This is a genomic window from Streptomyces sp. NPDC051051, from assembly GCF_040682975.1.
Classification (GTDB): domain Bacteria; phylum Actinomycetota; class Actinomycetes; order Streptomycetales; family Streptomycetaceae; genus Streptomyces.
Genome location: NZ_JBFBCB010000003.1, coordinates 134,319 through 149,519, shown reverse-complemented (window position 1 = coordinate 149,519; position 15,201 = coordinate 134,319). Strand labels below are relative to the sequence as shown.

Annotated in this window: 11 protein-coding genes; 4 read left to right on the top strand and 7 right to left on the bottom strand. The window is 75.3% G+C overall.

Features of this window, described 5'->3' with window-relative positions; all coding sequences use genetic code 11:
- The first annotated feature begins 124 nt into the window (after nucleotides 1–124).
- Both AB0N31_RS03890 and AB0N31_RS03885 read left to right on the top strand, forming a co-directional pair.
- Nucleotides 125–1,042 carry an alpha/beta hydrolase gene (locus AB0N31_RS03890; protein ID WP_366056740.1) on the top strand — a complete coding sequence of 306 codons (918 nt, stop codon included), beginning with the start codon at nucleotides 125–127 and terminating at the stop codon, nucleotides 1,040–1,042.
- A 447-nt stretch (nucleotides 1,043–1,489) separates the two neighbouring features.
- Nucleotides 1,490–2,086, top strand: a complete 597-nt coding sequence (locus AB0N31_RS03885) for a response regulator transcription factor (RefSeq protein WP_366056739.1) — start codon at nucleotides 1,490–1,492, stop codon at nucleotides 2,084–2,086.
- A 42-nt stretch (nucleotides 2,087–2,128) separates the two neighbouring features.
- On the opposite strand, the gene AB0N31_RS03880 is transcribed toward AB0N31_RS03885, so the two are convergent.
- The 5 genes from AB0N31_RS03880 to AB0N31_RS03860 all read right to left on the bottom strand — a co-directional run bounded on the left by AB0N31_RS03880 (nucleotide 2,129) and on the right by AB0N31_RS03860 (nucleotide 9,510).
- Nucleotides 2,129–4,003 carry an ABC transporter ATP-binding protein/permease gene (locus tag AB0N31_RS03880; RefSeq protein ID WP_366056738.1) on the bottom strand — a complete coding sequence of 625 codons (1,875 nt, stop codon included), beginning with the start codon at nucleotides 4,001–4,003 and terminating at the stop codon, nucleotides 2,129–2,131.
- On the bottom strand, nucleotides 4,000–5,811 hold the full coding sequence (locus AB0N31_RS03875) for an ABC transporter ATP-binding protein (RefSeq protein ID WP_366056838.1): 1,812 nt from the start codon (nucleotides 5,809–5,811) through the stop codon (nucleotides 4,000–4,002). Before AB0N31_RS03875 ends, AB0N31_RS03880 begins: the two co-directional genes overlap by 4 nt.
- Nucleotides 5,812–6,014: 203 nt before the next feature.
- Nucleotides 6,015–6,143: a SapB/AmfS family lanthipeptide gene (locus AB0N31_RS03870; RefSeq protein ID WP_006130296.1), complete on the bottom strand. Its 129-nt coding sequence runs from the start codon at nucleotides 6,141–6,143 to the stop codon at nucleotides 6,015–6,017.
- 40 nt (nucleotides 6,144–6,183) lie between these two features.
- Nucleotides 6,184–8,823: a class III lanthionine synthetase LanKC gene (lanKC, locus tag AB0N31_RS03865; RefSeq protein ID WP_366056737.1), complete on the bottom strand. Its 2,640-nt coding sequence runs from the start codon at nucleotides 8,821–8,823 to the stop codon at nucleotides 6,184–6,186.
- Nucleotides 8,824–8,964: 141 nt separating this feature from the next.
- Nucleotides 8,965–9,510, bottom strand: a complete 546-nt coding sequence (locus AB0N31_RS03860; RefSeq protein ID WP_366056736.1) for a DUF2231 domain-containing protein — start codon at nucleotides 9,508–9,510, stop codon at nucleotides 8,965–8,967.
- 289 nt (nucleotides 9,511–9,799) lie between these two features.
- On the opposite strand from AB0N31_RS03860, the gene AB0N31_RS03855 reads away from it, so the two are divergent.
- Complete coding sequence (locus AB0N31_RS03855; RefSeq protein ID WP_366056735.1) at nucleotides 9,800–10,417, top strand: HEAT repeat domain-containing protein; 618 nt, start codon at nucleotides 9,800–9,802, stop codon at nucleotides 10,415–10,417.
- 94 nt (nucleotides 10,418–10,511) lie between these two features.
- Nucleotides 10,512–11,228: an adenosylcobinamide amidohydrolase gene (locus AB0N31_RS03850; RefSeq protein ID WP_366056734.1), complete on the top strand. Its 717-nt coding sequence runs from the start codon at nucleotides 10,512–10,514 to the stop codon at nucleotides 11,226–11,228.
- Nucleotides 11,229–11,562: 334 nt separating this feature from the next.
- On the opposite strand, the gene AB0N31_RS03845 is transcribed toward AB0N31_RS03850, so the two are convergent.
- Both AB0N31_RS03845 and AB0N31_RS03840 read right to left on the bottom strand, forming a co-directional pair.
- Nucleotides 11,563–12,345, bottom strand: a complete 783-nt coding sequence (locus tag AB0N31_RS03845) for a DUF4097 family beta strand repeat-containing protein (protein WP_366056733.1) — start codon at nucleotides 12,343–12,345, stop codon at nucleotides 11,563–11,565.
- 134 nt (nucleotides 12,346–12,479) lie between these two features.
- Nucleotides 12,480–15,167, bottom strand: a complete 2,688-nt coding sequence (locus tag AB0N31_RS03840) for a family 78 glycoside hydrolase catalytic domain (RefSeq protein ID WP_366056732.1) — start codon at nucleotides 15,165–15,167, stop codon at nucleotides 12,480–12,482.
- Nucleotides 15,168–15,201 lie beyond the last annotated feature (34 nt).

Sequence of the window (15,201 nt, the reverse complement as noted above, 5' to 3'; positions counted from 1 at the left end):
GGTGGAGAGCGCTTCGGCGGGTTACCCGAGTACGGCGGAGGTCACGGGGCGGGACGGGCGGACGCCCGCACACGACCGAGCACTTCAGGGCAGGGAAACGGAACGTCCGAGGCAGGGAGGCCACGTGTTCGACGACTTCGAGCTGACGCGGTGCGAGGGAGAGGGGGCGCGGCTGCGGGTCCGGCACGGCGGCAGCGGTCCCGCCGTACTGCTCCTGCACGGCCATCCGCGCACGCACGCGACCTGGCACCGCGTCGCGCCCCTGCTGGCCGCGGCCGGTCACACGGTGGTCTGCCCCGACCTGCGGGGCTACGGCGAGTCCGACAAGCCGCCGACCGACGCCCGGCACGGTCCGTACTCCAAGCGCGCCATGGCCGGCGACGTCCTGGCGGTCATGCGCGGCCTCGGGCACGAGCGGTTCGCCGTCGTCGGGCACGACAGGGGCGCGTACGTGGCCACCCGGCTCGCCCTGGACCACCCGGAAGCCGTGTCCTGCGTCAGCGTGCTGGACGCCGTCCCCATCGGGGAGGCCCTGCGGCGCTGCGACGCGGGGTTCGCCGCAAGCTGGTGGCACTGGTTCTTCCTGGGGCAGACCGACAAACCCGCCGAACGCGTCATCAACGCCGACCCCGATGCCTGGTACAGGGCCACCCCGGAGCACATGGGCGCCGAGGCGTACGAGGACTACCGGCGGGCGATCCACGATCCGGCCACGGTGCACGCCATGTGCGAGGACTACCGGGCCGGCCTCGGTCCGGACCGCGAGCACGACGACGCCGACCGACGGGACGGCCGGCGCATCGAATGCCCGCTCCAGGTGCTGTGGGCCACCCGTGACGACATGGCGGACCTCTACGGCGACGTCCTCGGTGTCTGGCGCGACTGGGCGGGCGGCCGGCTGGAGGGGGGACCGATCGACTCCGGACACCACATCGCCGAAGAGGCACCCGGGGAACTCGTCGCCGCGCTCGGCGCGTTCTGGCAGAACTCCGCAGGCCACGACCCGTGCGGGGAAAGCTCCACCGGACCGGTCGAACGCTGACCGGCCGCACAGCGGCGGCGGGGGAGCCGTCCGGTGGGGCCGAGGGTTTCGCGTCAGATTGGAGAAGGGCTGTTTCCGGCCGGGCTCCGGACGGTGGCGCACCGCTGTCCCTTACCTCTCGTCCGGCGGGGTAAGGCCGGTCCGCGGGGCGGTCCGCCGCCGTGGCCAGGGAGCAGGGGGGACGGCGACGGGGCGGGGCGGCCCGCCGTCCGGACCTCCGGGCGCCGGTCCCCGTCGGCGGCCGGAGCGTGTCTGCGCCGTTTTCGCCAGCGCGGGCAGCGGCTTCGCGCTCCCTTCCGGGCGCCGGAAGCGGCGGATTGCATCCGGTGCGCCCCCACCCGGCTCCTGTGCCGTGTTCCCCCGCGACGGTTCAGGGCACATGGCCCTGGTGCGTGAGCGGCGCGGTCGGCCGCCCTGCGAAAGAGCCGCTGACAGAGGATGGGGGAGATGGTCCGTATCCGCGTGGTGCACGACGAGGAATTACTGCGCTCGGCGTTGGTGGAACTGCTGAGATCCGACGACACGTTGGAGGTCTCGGCCATGTCCCCCCGCGCCGACGTCAGGGACGACGAGGTGCTGCCGACGGACGTGTGCGTCGTGGACGGCGACTGCTTCCAGGGGCCGGGGGAGACGCAGGACGCGCTGTTCCGGGCGCGGCACGGGGACCTGCTCGTCGTCCTGACGACACCCAGGCGTCCGGGCGTCCTGCGCAGGGCGTTCGACGCCGGCGCGCTCGGCCTGGTCGACAAGAACGCCCCGGCCCAGCGGTTGATCACGGCGGTGCACACGGTCGCCAAAGGGGAGCGCTTCCTCGACGCGGCCCTCACCGTGGCCCTGCTCGAAGGCGCGGTCATGCCCCTGACCGCCCGTGAGCTGAGCGTGCTGTCCCTGGCGGCCGAGGGGACGCCGATGGCTGAGATAGCGGCCCGTCTGCACCTGTCCAGGGGGACCGTCCGCAACTACATGGCGACGGCGATCCGCAAGGTCGGCGCCCGCAACCGGGTCGACGCGATCCGCATCGTCCAGGACGCCGGCTGGACCTGAGGGGCCGCGCGGTGTCCTCCCCGCGCCCCCGGCGTCCCGCGTTCAGGCCTCCCGGTCGGGACCGCCGTTCCAGTGGCCCGTCAGGTCGCGGTAGAGAGCCGAACGGGCCAGCACCTCCTCGTGTCTGCCGCACACCGCCGCCACGCCGTCCAGCACCAGCACCCGATCGGCGCGGACGGCCGACGACAGGCGGTGCGCCACCACCAGCAGCGTCCCCGGCCGCCGCGCGAGGGCCTCCTCCGCCCGGGCCTCGGACGCGGGGTCCAGATGACAGGTGGCCTCGTCGAGCAGCAGCAGGGGCGCGGGCGACAGGTACGCGCGCGCCAGCGCGACCGACTGCCGTTCGGCCGGGGAGAGTTCGCCGGGCCGCACGGCGCCGTCGAGCCCGCCCAGACGATCGACCAGCGATCGCAGGCCGAGGGCCCGGACGGCCGCGTCGAGATCCGTCCTGCCCGCGTCCGGACGCAGATACGCGAGGTTGTCGCCCACGGTGCCGGAGAAGACGTACGCCTCCTGGGGCACCAGCGTGCGCAGTGCGGCGAGTTCGGGTGCGGCGCGCCCGGTCACCCGGTGTCCGGCCACCCGCACCTCACCGCCGCTGGGCGCGAGCGTCCCTGCGACCAGGCGGGTGAGCGTCGACTTGCCGATGCCGCTCGGTCCGACGACGGCGAGGTGCTCACCTTGCGCGACGCGCAGGTCCAGCGAGTCGAGGACCGGCTCGGCGCGGACGCCGTAGGACAGGGTCACGGACCGCAGCTCCACCGCCGCGGCCGGCCCGCCGCCCGCGGGGGGCCGCGAGCGCCCGTGACGGCCGTGGCCGCTGGGGGCCGGGGCGGTGGGGGCGGCACCGGCGGCGGCCGCGGGCGCCCCTACCGGGTGTGCCGGCCTCGGTCGCGTGCGGTCCGCGGCCGCCGTCGACGGCGCGGGACCGGCGATCCGGTCCAGGACGACCAGCAGCCGGGAACCCGCCGCGCCGAGCGCGGTCATCAGTGTGTGCAGGGCGGGCAGCAGCGACTGGACGAGATAGGTGAACGCGCCCAGCAGCGCGCCCGCCGTCACCCCTCGACCGCGTAGCCACGGCACCGCCACCAGCAACGCCAGGACGGGCAGCTGACCCGCGGTGCCGAGCGCCGCCGTGCGCACCGCCGTCCAGCCGGCCAGGACACGGGACGCGGCGGCGGCATCGGCGACCAGGTCCGCGGCGCGCCGTGCCGTCCCGGGGCCGGTCCCGCAGGCCGTCAGATCGCGCAGCGCCGCCCGGGCACGGGCCGCGTGGTCGCCCAGCGCCTCGTCGGCCGCCAGGGCCCGCCGTTGAGCCGCCGCCATGGGCCGCAGCGTGGCCAGGAACAGGGCCAGGCCGCCGATCAGCGGCGGCAGGACCACCACGACCAGGGCCGGGTGCAGGGCCAGCAGCCCGAGGAGCGCTCCGGCGGCGGTGAAGAGGAACGAACGCAGGGTCAGGACCAGGCCGGCGAAGCTGTCCCGGGCGATCTCGACCTGATTCGTCAGCCGGGAGACGGCCGCCCGGTCTGCCCCGCCGGGCGTGTCCGTCGACCGGTCCATGGCCCGGTCGACGGCACGCCTGACCAGGCCGTCGCGCAGCGGCTCCGTGAGCCCGGCCAACTGGGCGAAGACACCCCGGATCACCGGGGCGCCGAACAGCACCGCGACCAGGGCGACCGCGAGCCACAGCAGCCCCTTGCGGGTGTCACCGGCGAGGAACCCCTGGTCGACGGAGTGGGCGACGCCGTAGCCCACCAGGAAGGCCTGCCCCGCCTCCGCCAGTGACCAGAGCGCGAGCCGCACGAGGACCCCTCTGCGGCGGGCGAGGAAACGACGGGCCGGCGGCGCGATCCGGCGCAGGGCGCCGGACCCGCCGCCCGCGTGGTGGGCGAGGCCGTCGCCGGAGCGGCTCACGGCCGCGCCTCTTCGGGTTCGGGCAGTCGCGAGGCCCCCGCGGCGGGCGCGGGAGCCTCGCCGCTGCCGTCGCCGCCGGAGCTGTCGTTGTTGCCCTCGCTGCCGCCGGTGCCGTCGACGCGGCCGGTACCGCCGAGGCCGAAGACCGCCCGGTAGTCGGCCTCGTGCCACAGGTCGCGGTGCGACGCGACCGCCCGCACCCTCCCGTCCTCCAGCCAGATCACCAGGTCCGCCCGGCCGGCGACCGACGGGCGGTGCGCGACGACCAGCCGGGTCCCGGGCCGCGGCGACCGGCGCAGCGCCCGGTCCACCTCGTGCTCCGTGGCGGTGTCCAGGCTGGACGTCGCGTCGTCCATGATCAGGAGCCGCCCGGCGTGCGCGAACGCCCTTGCCAGCCCGAGGCGTTGGTGCTCGCCGCCCGACAGCGGCGCAGCGGGCAGTGGGGTGTCGTAACCGTGCGGCAGCCGGCGTACGAAGCCGTCGGCGCCGGCGGCCCGGGCGGCCTGCCGTACCTGCTCGCGGGAGACGGTGCGCGGCCCGGTGGCGACCGCTTCGGCGACCGTCCCCTCTCCCAGCGCCGGACGCTCGAAGGCGTAGGAGACCTCGGTGCGCAACGCCTCGCGGCTCAGCCGGTCGAGGCGGACGCCGTCCAGCAGCACCTGTCCCTCGTCGGGGTCGATCAGCCGCCCCGCCACGGCCGCCAGCACGGACTTCCCCGCTCCGCCGCGGCCGACCACCGCGGCGGTGGCGCCGCCCGGTATCCGCAGCCCGTCGGCGCGCAGCACCTGTCTGCCGTCGCGCACCACGCGCACCCCGCGCAGTTCGAGAGCGCCCCGGCCCTCCGGCGGCACGGCGCGCGTCCCGTAGGCCAGCGCGGGCAGCCGTTCCAGCTCCAGGGTCCGGTCCCGCGCCCGGCGGCCCCGTACGACCGCGCCCAGCAGGGACGCGGCACCGCCGACGCCGGCCGTCAGCTGCGCGTACCGGCAGGCGGCGAGCAGGCCGCCCACGCTCAGGGCGCCCGACGCGAGGCGCAGGCCCCCGACGGCCGTGGCGGCCAGGACCAGCAGCGGCACCAGGACGCCGCTCCTGCCCAGCGCCCGTCCGTGCAGTGCCCACATGCGCCGGCCCAGGGCCGCGAGTTCCCCCAACGGCGCGAGCACCCGCTCGCGTTCCCGGGCGCCGGTCCCCGCGGCGGCGATCGTCGCCGTGCCCTCCAGCGCCTCCAGCAGCCGGGACGCGATCTGTGACTGGGCGCGCTGGTAGGCGGCCACCGACGCACCGGTGTCGCGGGCGAACGCCCGCAGCACCAGCGCCAGGGCGGGCAGCCCGGCCAGCACGCACGCCGCCACCCATACGTCGACGACGGCCAGCGCGGCGAGCGCGCCCACCGGTGTGACCAGCGAGGCCGCCAGTGCCGCGCGGGCCGCCGGCGCGCCGCCCGCGTCGGTGGCGTTGAGGGTCAGGCGGGTGCCGACGTCCCCCGGGGTGTGGCTTCGCGCGCGGTCCGGTACGGCGCCCAGCAGCCCGGCGAAGGCGCGCGAACGGATGGCAGCCGTCCAGCCGGCGTTGCAACGGACGGTGAACAGCGAGGTGAGGCTGTCCAGCAGGATCTCGCCGACGAGCAGTGCGGCGCTGAGCGCAAGCCACCGCCCCGCGTCACCGTCGCGCAGCAGGAGATCGAGGGTGCGGCCGAGCACGAAGGGCTGGGCCACCGCCGCCACCGCCGCCCCGGCCGAGGAGAGCAGCACCAGCAGTTCGGGCGTACGGCCCGGCCCGCCGCCGTCGGCCCCGTCATCCGCCGTGGGCACCTGCCGTGCCCCCGGCCCGGTCGTCACCACCACCCCACGCACCCCTTCCCCTCCGTCCCCCTGCCGGGACACCGGTCGCGCACGCGACGGGGCGCGTGGCGGAGGTGTCCGTGCGCGCGGGCACCGGTGCCCCGGGCGAGAACCCGGGGCACCGGTGCCGAGCGGCGTCGCTCACCGCGTCGCCGCGGCGGTCGGCCCGGGCGTCAGTTACAGGTCGTGACGCTGAGGCTGCTGTCGCCGCAGAGCAGCAGGCTCGCGCGGCTGCCGGTCTCGACGTCCCCCATGGCCTCTTCCTTGGGGGTCTCCATCGACTGCAGGTCGAACAGGTTCATGACATCTTCCCTTCGTACGGCAACGGGTGCTGCTCTTTCATCACGACCCCTGGTGGGGCCGAGTCAGGGGCCGCCGGCCGGTGGGCGGCGGCGGTGGGAGGAACGGCAGGGCGGCGGTCCGGTCGCCGTGGACGGAGGCGACGGCCAGCAGGCATCCGGCCGTTCCGGTGGAGAGGTCCATGGACAGGCGCATCATCTGTTCGCCGGGGAAGGCGAGGTGGCCGCGGTAGGACATGGCGTGCCAGGCCAGCGCGTCGAGCTGGCGCCGCAGGGCCTCGGGCCCGGTGCCGGGAGTCGTGCCGGCGGTCGCGGTGCCGGCGGTCGCGGCGGCGGTGCGGCCGAGGTACAGCACCATCCCGGACACGCCCCGGTAGAGGCCCGGCTGGGCGTAGAACATGGCCTGTGCGGCGGCCACGATCTCGTTCCTCGCCCGCGCGAAGTCGTCGTCGTCCCGGTGCGCCAGGTAGTCGTCGAGCACCATGCCGATGCCCACACTGCCCGCGCCCAGGTACGGCATGGTGCGCCACCCCTCGTCGACCTGCAACGCGCCGCCCGCGCCCCGGACGCAACGTGCCAGGTCCCGGCGCAGCGCGTCGCGCGCGAGGTCGAGCAGCGCGCGGTCCCCGGTGCGTTCGTAGAGGCGCAGGAAGAGCAGCGCGCTGCCCGCCGCGCCGTGCAGCAGGCCCGCGCGCGGCCGGGCGGAGCTCCCGTTCCCGGCCGGTGTGCCGCGGGCGGTCAGGTCGGCGCAGCGCAGGGCCGCCGCGTGCAGCGCGGCCTCACCGGTGGTGGCCGCCAGGGAGTCCAGGGCGAGGCCCAGTCCGGCGGTGCCGCTGTGCAGGTCCGGGGCCAGATGGTCGAAGGACTGGCCGAGGAGCAGGTCGGTGAGGTCGAGGGCGCGGTCGCGATGGCCGAGGTGCTCCAGCGTCCAGGCGATCCCGGCGAGCCCGTCGTGGAAACCGAGCGGCATGCCGGACGGCGGTTGCTTGGTCCGCTCCAGCAGCCACTGTTCGCCGTCCTCACTGCGCTGCGCGCCGCTCTCGGCGAGGGCGTACAGCACTCCCGCCGCGCCGTGGCCGAACGCCAGCCCGCCGCCCGCCGTGGCGAACTGCGCGATGTCGCCGGGGAAGAGACGGTCCGTGCGGGACGGCGTCGCGGACGCGTGGATCGCCGCGGCCATGGAATCCCGGCTGTGCGGCCAGTCGCCCGGCCGCACCGGTACGAACGGCCCGGCCGCAGGCCGCCCCGCGGGCGCGCCGACGGCGTCGGCCGTGATCTCCTCGACCGCCGCGTCCAGGAAGGCGCGGTCCACCGGGAACTGGTCCGCCACCACGTCGGCGAGATGCGCCGCCTTGCGCCGGTCCAGCGCGAGCAGACTGGTGAGCGGCAGGAACAGCGCCAGCCGCAGACAGGCCAGCGCGTACCGGTCCACGGCCACGCCCCGCCGGTCGGAAGGCGCCACGAACGCCGGGTTCGCGACGGTCTGCCGACCGGCTTCGCCCACCTGGTGCGCCGCCTCGAAGTCCAGCAGGGCGATGCTGCCGTCCTCCCGGAGCATGATGTTGAACAGGTGCAGATCGTTGAAGACCACGCCCCGCGTGTGGACGTCCTCGACGGCCCGTTCCACCCGGGCGTGGACGTCGAGCGCCCAGGCGGTGTACTCGGCCAGCCGCTCCGCGCCCGGGTCGGCCTCGATGAGCGGATGGCGGCGGGCGAAGAACGTGTTGAGCGGCTTGCCGTCGATGTACTCCAGCACGAGGAAGTGGTGGTCCCCGACGGTGAGGTGATCGAGCACCTCGGGTGTGCAGTCCAGACCCGACAGACGTTCCAGCGCCCGGCGTTCGCGGTGCAGCCGGGTCACGGCGTCGGCGCCGTCGGCTGCCAGCCCGGCGTGCGGACGGGCCTCCTTGAGGACGACCTGCTCACCGGTACGGGTGTCACGGGCGAGGTAGACACCGCCGCCGTTGGAGAAGTGCAGCGCCGACTCGATGGCGTAGGGGAGGTCGGCGACGGTCACCGCGGAACGGGCGTCCAGGTGCGGGCGCAGGAAGGCGGGCGGGCTCACCCAGTCCGGCACCCGGAAGACGGGACCGCGCAGGTCCGGCACCAGCTCTCCGTCGGGACCGGTCACGGCGGGCCGCAACTCGCCGTTCGCGTCGTAGCAGTTGCGGCGGGTGAAGCCGCCGTAGCGGACGTGCACGGGGCCGTCGCCGAGCCGCAGGTCACTCAGGATGTGCGGCCCGGCCTCGCCGGCCAGCAGGGCCGAAAGCTCGCCCGCGAGCTGTTCGAACCGTGCCTCGTCCGCCGGGTACACGGTGATGAACTTGCCGCTGCCGGCCCGGTCGGCGTACTTGGCGTTGCGCTGGTGCAGCAGGTAGCGGCTGGGGACGAACTTGAAGGCCGTGCCGCCGGCGACGCAGTGCCGCCACACGCGCTCCAGCACGGACTCGGCGTTGTCGAGGCAGGCGGACACGTGGATCTTCCAGCCCTGGTCGGGCAGGTCCGCGTCCACCGGGCGCAGGGCGAGCCAGTCCCCGCTCTCGTTGCGCTGCCATCCCGCCGGGACGGGCAACGAGGCCGCGGCGTACCGGGAACGTCCGGAGCCGGTGCGGGGAACCGTGCGGTACGGAGCGTCGTAGAAGTACGGGTCCGCGTCGCAGTACACGGCATAACCCTTGTTCACGCCTTCTCCCTCCCACCGCTCGCCGACGGGCAAGACGCTGTCACGTGGCGCAGGGGCCCGCACAGTTGCCGCTGTCATCAATCCGACGTGCGGAACGCACAGGTAACTTCGGCGGGAGGCGGGAGGCGGGAGACGGTGGTGTCAGTCGTTGTCGCCCCGGTCGCCCGTGGCGGTCCGGGAGAAGCCGTCCTCCCAGGCGGCCTTCGCCCCCGAGTCGCCGACCCGGTACACATCCACCACGGCGCCCGCGGCCACCCCGACGGACAGCACCGCCGCCACCACACGGACGACCAGCGCGGACCGGGGCGAGGCGGAGCGGGTCCGCCCCTCGGCGGGAGCGGCCTGGGCGGCGGCCGACCCGCGGTTCGTCCACCAGACCGCCGTCGCCAGCAGGAACAGGCCCGCGGCCCAGGGGAGCAGCCCGTCACCGAGTTCGGCGTGCCTGCGTACCAGGGGGTTGCTGTCGACGTGCTCCTCCAGCCACTCGCCGGCCTCCGCGGCGACGGGCACGCTCGCCAGCGTCACCAGGGCCAGCGCCGGCAGCACGATCCCCATGCGCCGCGCGGCACTCGGCCATGTCGCGCCGACCACGACGGCCAGGGCGCTCAGGGGGACCAGCACGATGACGAAGTGCACGATCAGGACGTGTACCGGCAGGCCGTTCACGAGGGAGAGGCTCAGGCTCATCGGGTGTTCCTCCAGAAGGCGACGACGAGAAGTCGGCGCGGGCGCGTCTGCGCGTACCGGCCGAGGGGCGCGTCAGCCTCGCACAGGAATCTCTCAACTTCCTCTGAGCAATTCCTGCGCCATGGGTGTCCTGCTGTCCAAGCTGCCGCACAACCGCGGGCCGCGCCCGGCCCCCCCGGAAGCGGGTCGCACGGCGCCGGAGGGCCCCCTTCCCGTCGCCCGGCACAAGCCCCTGTCGGTGCGAGGAGCTACGTTGCTGCCGAGCCGGAACGAATCAGAGGGGGCCGACATGCCACTGACGCCGGACGAAGCCGTGGCGCAGCTGGGCCACAGGCTCTCGCCCAAGCGGCGCTCCGCTGCCCGACGTCTGCGTCGGCTCGCCGATCCCGCCGCAGGGCCGTCGCTGCTGGAGGCCCTCCGGCGGGAGGTCCACGACCCCCGCACCTGGGAGACGCGGTACGAGATGGTCATGGCCCTCGGCACGTGCGGCCACCGACCCGCGCTCGGTCCACTGCGCGAACTCGCCCGGCGCCCTCACGAGGCCACCACGGTGTACGTCGCCCTCGGCGACGCCGTCGTCCGGCTGAGCGCTCCCGAGGACACCGCCGACGCCCTGCGGTGGTGCCTGGACAGCGGCACCCCGATGCTCGCCGACGGCGCCCTGCGCGCCGTCGCCGCGCAGCACCTCTCCCTGGTCCCGGCCACGGTCGACCACGTCCTCGACTTCCTCGGTCCCCTGGACCCCCACGACGGACTCCGGTTCTGGGCCGCGGCCGCCGCGGTGGACTGGCCGGGACCCCGGGTCGCGGAGTTCCTCCGCGCATGCGCGGCCGGACCCCGGGCCGACGTGGCCGAGGCGGCGGCCGCATCCCTGCGGGGCGAGCGGCGGACCTCCTCCCCGGCGTAGAAGGCGCCGTCGCGGAGCGTCGTACCGGCCGTCGTCGCGACGGGGCCGGTTCGTAACATGTGCAGGTCATGCCCGCCCCTGTGAGGAGCCCTCCGTGCAGCGCGCCGTCCTGCCGCCGACCCCGACCGCGCGGCGGCTGACCGTGGAGCGGCTGAGCCGCTTCGAGGACGGTGAGGAGCTGTCGGCGCTGGTGTGGCGGGCGGGCCCGGGGTGGCGGATGGTCAGCAGTGCCGTCCTCGGCGGGGGAGTGGGGGAGCGGCTCTGGGTCCTCAACGCCCAGGTCTGCCACGGCTACCGGCGCCTCGACCCGGCCGAGCACCTGGGGGAGGTCGCCACCGCGGCCGGTCTGACCGGTGAGGGCGTGGGTCTGATGACGGCGGCCGACGTCGCGGACCATGCCCACGTCGGTGACGGCGGCGTCGATGCCGTCGTCACCGCCGGCATCGAGGTGCGCGGGTGGGCCGCCGCGCCCGCCGACCCGCCCGGCGCGAACGGCTCCTTCGCGCCCGGCACGATCAACGTCCTCGCGACGATTCCAGCGGCCCTCGGCGACGCCGCGCTGGTCAACGCCGTCGCCACCGCGACCGAGGCCAAGGTGCAGGCACTGGTCGAGGCCGGTCTCGACTGTTCCGGCACGCCGACCGACGCCGTCTGCGTCGCCGCCCGTGTGCCCCGGCCCGGCGAGGACGTGCACGCCTTCGCGGGACCGCGGTCGCTGTGGGGCGCGCGCCTCGCACGGGCCGTGCACCGCGCCGTCCTCGCCGCACTGCCCCGGCCCGCCGCCCCGCCTGCCGGAACCCGCGAACCGTGACGGCGGCGCCGCACGTGCCGCGGTCGAAGCAGACGCGCACGGCGGCCCGGACCGGCTACCGTCTCGGACCCGCGGACGGGTTCGCGGAGGTCCTCGCCCGTGAGCGCTGAGCGCGAGCCCGGCACCACCGTCGGACGGGCCGCCGTCCCCCGGGGAACAACCGGGGCCACACGGAGCCGTATCGAGCTCGGACGGGAGTGAACTGCCGGAGCCGACCACGAGAGGGCCGCAGCCTTTCACGCACCGCACACCACGCACCGCGCAACTGTGCGAGGCCGGGGCAGAGAGGCGGACGGTCGTCCGACGTCATGAAACCGGCCGGAAGCACCAGGTGTCACTCCCGGGCGGCGCCGACGTCGCCGTTGACCGTGGTCAGGGCCATGGTGCGGTCGTCCTGTGTGCCGTCGGTGGGGAGGGCGACCGACGGCCTGCCGTTGTTCGTGGTCGCCGTGACGCGGTAGCGGGGCGCGTCGTGCGGCACGACGACGCGGACCGAGCCGTTGGTGGTGGCCGCCGCGACGCCGGTCGGCGAGGTGGCGCAGTGGAGCACCACGTCGCCGTTCACCGTCTCCGCGTGCAGCGTCGTCACCCGCAGGGCGTCCGCGCGCACCGAACCGTTCCGGGTCGCCAGCCGTACCGCCGCGCCCTCTGCGCCCTCTGCGTTCCCGGAACCGGTCACCGTCACGTCTCCGTTGACGGTCGTCAGGTCCAGGGGGGCGTCGATGCCCGCCACGTCGATGCCGGCGTTGCGGGCGGTGACGGTGACGGACGCGCCGGCGGGGACATCGACCTCCGGCATGCGCGGGCACGGCGCGTCCGCCTCGGGCGGCCGGGCGCACGACAGGTCCATGACCCAGGTGCCGTCGTGGTGCGTCCAGCGGTGGCCGACGCCCCGGTCGACGACGACCCGGTCGCCGTCCGCGGGCCGCAGACGCACCCCGTTGTCCGTGGTGATCACCAGGTGCGCCCCCGGGCCGGTGATCGGCTGCCCTCCGGCCGTCCGGGCGTCGTCCCGCCCGTCGTGTCCCGTGCCGCCGCACCCCGCGACGAGGGGAAGGGCCGCCAGCACCACGGCCAGGCGCCGCGCGTACGTCGTCGTCATCACCACCGCATCCATGCCGGGTCGCCTTCCCCGTCTCGCGGCGGTCAAGGCCCGGGCTTCCGCCGAAGCCCTCGACCGACCTGCTCCGTGCAGATGCTGATGATGCATCAGCATGTGGCCGCCGTGCGCCGACGCACCGTGCGTCCGCCTCAACGGCGTGGGCAGGTGACGGTGTAGGTGTGGGTTCCGGGGGGAGCGAGGGCGGGCTCGCTCCCGGGGAGCCGGACCTCGGCCGTCGTGCCGGGCGGAACGGCCACGGTCACGGTGAACTCGTCGCCGTGCCGCCGCCATCGGCAGGTGAGGGGCCCGTGCAGGGAATCGTGGCGGGCCGAGGCCCAGGTGAGGCCGCCGCCGGGCCGGGGCGCGATGACGAAGCGCCGGTGTCCGGCAGCGGCCGGGTCCGGGTTCGGGTGCGGACGGATGCCGGCGACGTACTGGTGGAGGAAGGAGACGACGGCCCCTTTGCTGTAGTGGTTGTACGACATCTTGGGGCGGCCCCGTTCGTCGACGCCGTCCCAGTCCTCCCAGATGGTCGTGGCGCCGCGCTCGATCATGGCGAGCCAGGACGGCGCGGTGGGCTGCCGCAGCAGTTCGTGGGCGAGGTCGAGGTGACCGTGGTCGGCCAGGACCGGCAGGAGCAGGCCGGTGCTCAGGAAACCGGTGGTCAGGTGGGTGTCCGCGGAGCGGACCAGGGCGGCGAGCCGGTCCGCGGCGCGGGCGCGTACGGCCTCGGGGACGAGCCCGAAGGCCAGAGCGCGCACCAGGGTGGCCTGGGTGTCGGGGGCGGTGACGGGTTCACCGGGGGAGGCGTCACCGACGAGGTACTCGGCCCGCCAGGCGGTACGGGCGCCGTCGGCGACGCGCCGGTAGCGGGTCTCGTCGTCCCGGTGGCCGAGAAGGGCCGCGGTACGGGCGAGCAGTTCGGCCGAGTGGTGCAGGTAGGCGGTGGCCACGTCACCTCGGTCCCGGGTGGGGTCGAGGTCGGGGGCGACGCCGGGCTCCAGCCACTCGCCGAAGTGGAAGCCGGTGTCCCACAGGAACTCCTCGTGCGCGGCGGCGCGGGGGCGGGAGGCCGCGCGGTCCGGGTGGCGGCGGGTGCGGGCCCGGTGGGCGGCGAAGTCCACCCAGGCGCACATCGAGGGGTACTGGGTGCGCAGCAGGTCCAGGTCCCCGTAGGCGCGCCAGATCTCCCAGGGGACGATGACGGCCGCGTCGCCCCAGCCGGCCGAGCCGTTCATGCCGCCCTCGGGCGAGTCGCGGCGGGCGGCTTCGCCGGCGGGGTCGGGGACGAAGTTGGGGACGGTGCCGTCGGCCCACTGGTCGGCGGCCAGGTCGGCGAGCCACTTGGCGGTGAAGCCGGCGACGTCGTAGAGGAAGGCGGCGGTGGGGACGAACACCTGCCAGTCGCCGGTCCAGGCGGCGCGCTCGCGCTGGGGGCAGTCGGTGGGCACGTCGCAGATGTTGCCGCGCATGCTCCACACCGCCGCCTCGTGGAGGCGGTTGAGACGTTCGTCGCTGCAGGTGAACCAGCCGGTGCGGGTCAGGTCGCTGTGCACGACGACGCCGGTGACGTCGTCGGCGGTCAGGGGGCCGGGGTGGCCCTCGACACGGACGTAGCGGAACCCGTGGGTGGTGTGGCGGGGTTCGAACACCTCGCCGGGCCGGCCCGCGGAGGTGACGGTGTCGATCTGGCCGGCCGGCAGCGGCCGGTGGGTGGTCCAGTCGAAGGCGCGGATGTTGTCGGTGGTGACGTCGCCGTGCTCGTCCAGGGCCTCGCCGTGCACCAGGCGGAGCCGGGTGCCCGCCGGGCCGAGGTTCGTCAGCCGCAGCCGGCCGTTGACGTTCTGTCCCAGGTCCACCACGTGCCGCCCCGGTCCCCGCCGGGTCACCGCGACCGGTCGTACGTCCTCGACCTGGCGGACGGGTGGGGCGAGGGGGCCGGTCAGGCGGGTGAAGTCGTCGTAGAGGCCGCCGTGGGCGACGTCCGCCGGGTGCCACGGGCGGTCGTCGAAGCCGGCCGTCGCCCAGCGCGGGTCGTGGAGGCGCAGGTCGGTCTCCTGGCCGTCCATGAGGTCGGCGGCGGTGACGGGACCGGCGGTGCCGCGCCAGCCGGGGCCGGTGCCCAGCACGGTGGTGGTGCCGTCGGGATGCCCGACGGTCAGCTGGGCGAGGAGGGCGGTGCGGGTGCCGAAGCCGTCGGCTTCGCGGGCGAAGCCGTGGCGGCCGCGGAACCAGCCGTCGGAGAGTACGGCGCCGAGCGCGTTGTCGCCCTGGACCAGCAGGCCGGTGACGTCGTAGGTCTGCACCTGGAGGCGGGAGCGGTAGGCGGTGAAGCCCGGGGTGAGTTCGGCGTCCCCGACCCGGTGGCCGTTGAGGAACGCCTCGTAGATCCCGTGGGCGGTGGCGTACAGCCGGGCCTCGCGGACCGGCTTGCCGAGCGTGAAGGCGTGGCGCAGCAGGTGGGCGGGGCGGAGGCCGGCCGCGGCGGGTTCCGGCTCGGCCGGCTCGATCCACCGTGCCTGCCATGCGTGCGGCTCCAGGAGGCCGGTCTCCCACCAGGAGGCCCGCGACCAGCCGCTCTCGCCGAGGTCCGTCCAGACCTTGACCCGCCAGGGGATCCGGGCGGCCGACCCCGGCGCGGGGCCGGCGTACCGGACGTAGGTGTTGACCGCCGAGTCCACCCTCCCCGAATCCCAGTCCCCGGCCTCGATCCGGTACGCGGACTGCGTACGCGATCCGTGCGGGAGCCTCCAGGACAGGCGCGGACGCGGAACGTGGATGCCCAGGGGCCTGTCGAGGTGTTCGACCCGCAGGTGGGTGGGTGTGGTGCTGAGCAAGGAGGGTCCTCTCGGGGAGGGGGCCGGCGGTGAG

Excerpts from the sequence above, each read along its gene's own strand:
- AB0N31_RS03885 (WP_366056739.1), top strand. The coding sequence starts at position 1,490 with ATGGTCCGTATCCGCGTGGTGCACGACGAGGAATTACTGCGCTCGGCG.
- AB0N31_RS03845 (WP_366056733.1), bottom strand. The coding sequence starts at position 12,345 with ATGGATGCGGTGGTGATGACGACGACGTACGCGCGGCGCCTGGCCGTG.
- AB0N31_RS03870 (WP_006130296.1), bottom strand. The coding sequence starts at position 6,143 with ATGAACCTGTTCGACCTGCAGTCGATGGAGACCCCCAAGGAAGAGGCC.
- AB0N31_RS03855 (WP_366056735.1), top strand. The coding sequence starts at position 9,800 with ATGCCACTGACGCCGGACGAAGCCGTGGCGCAGCTGGGCCACAGGCTC.
- AB0N31_RS03860 (WP_366056736.1), bottom strand. The coding sequence starts at position 9,510 with ATGAGCCTGAGCCTCTCCCTCGTGAACGGCCTGCCGGTACACGTCCTG.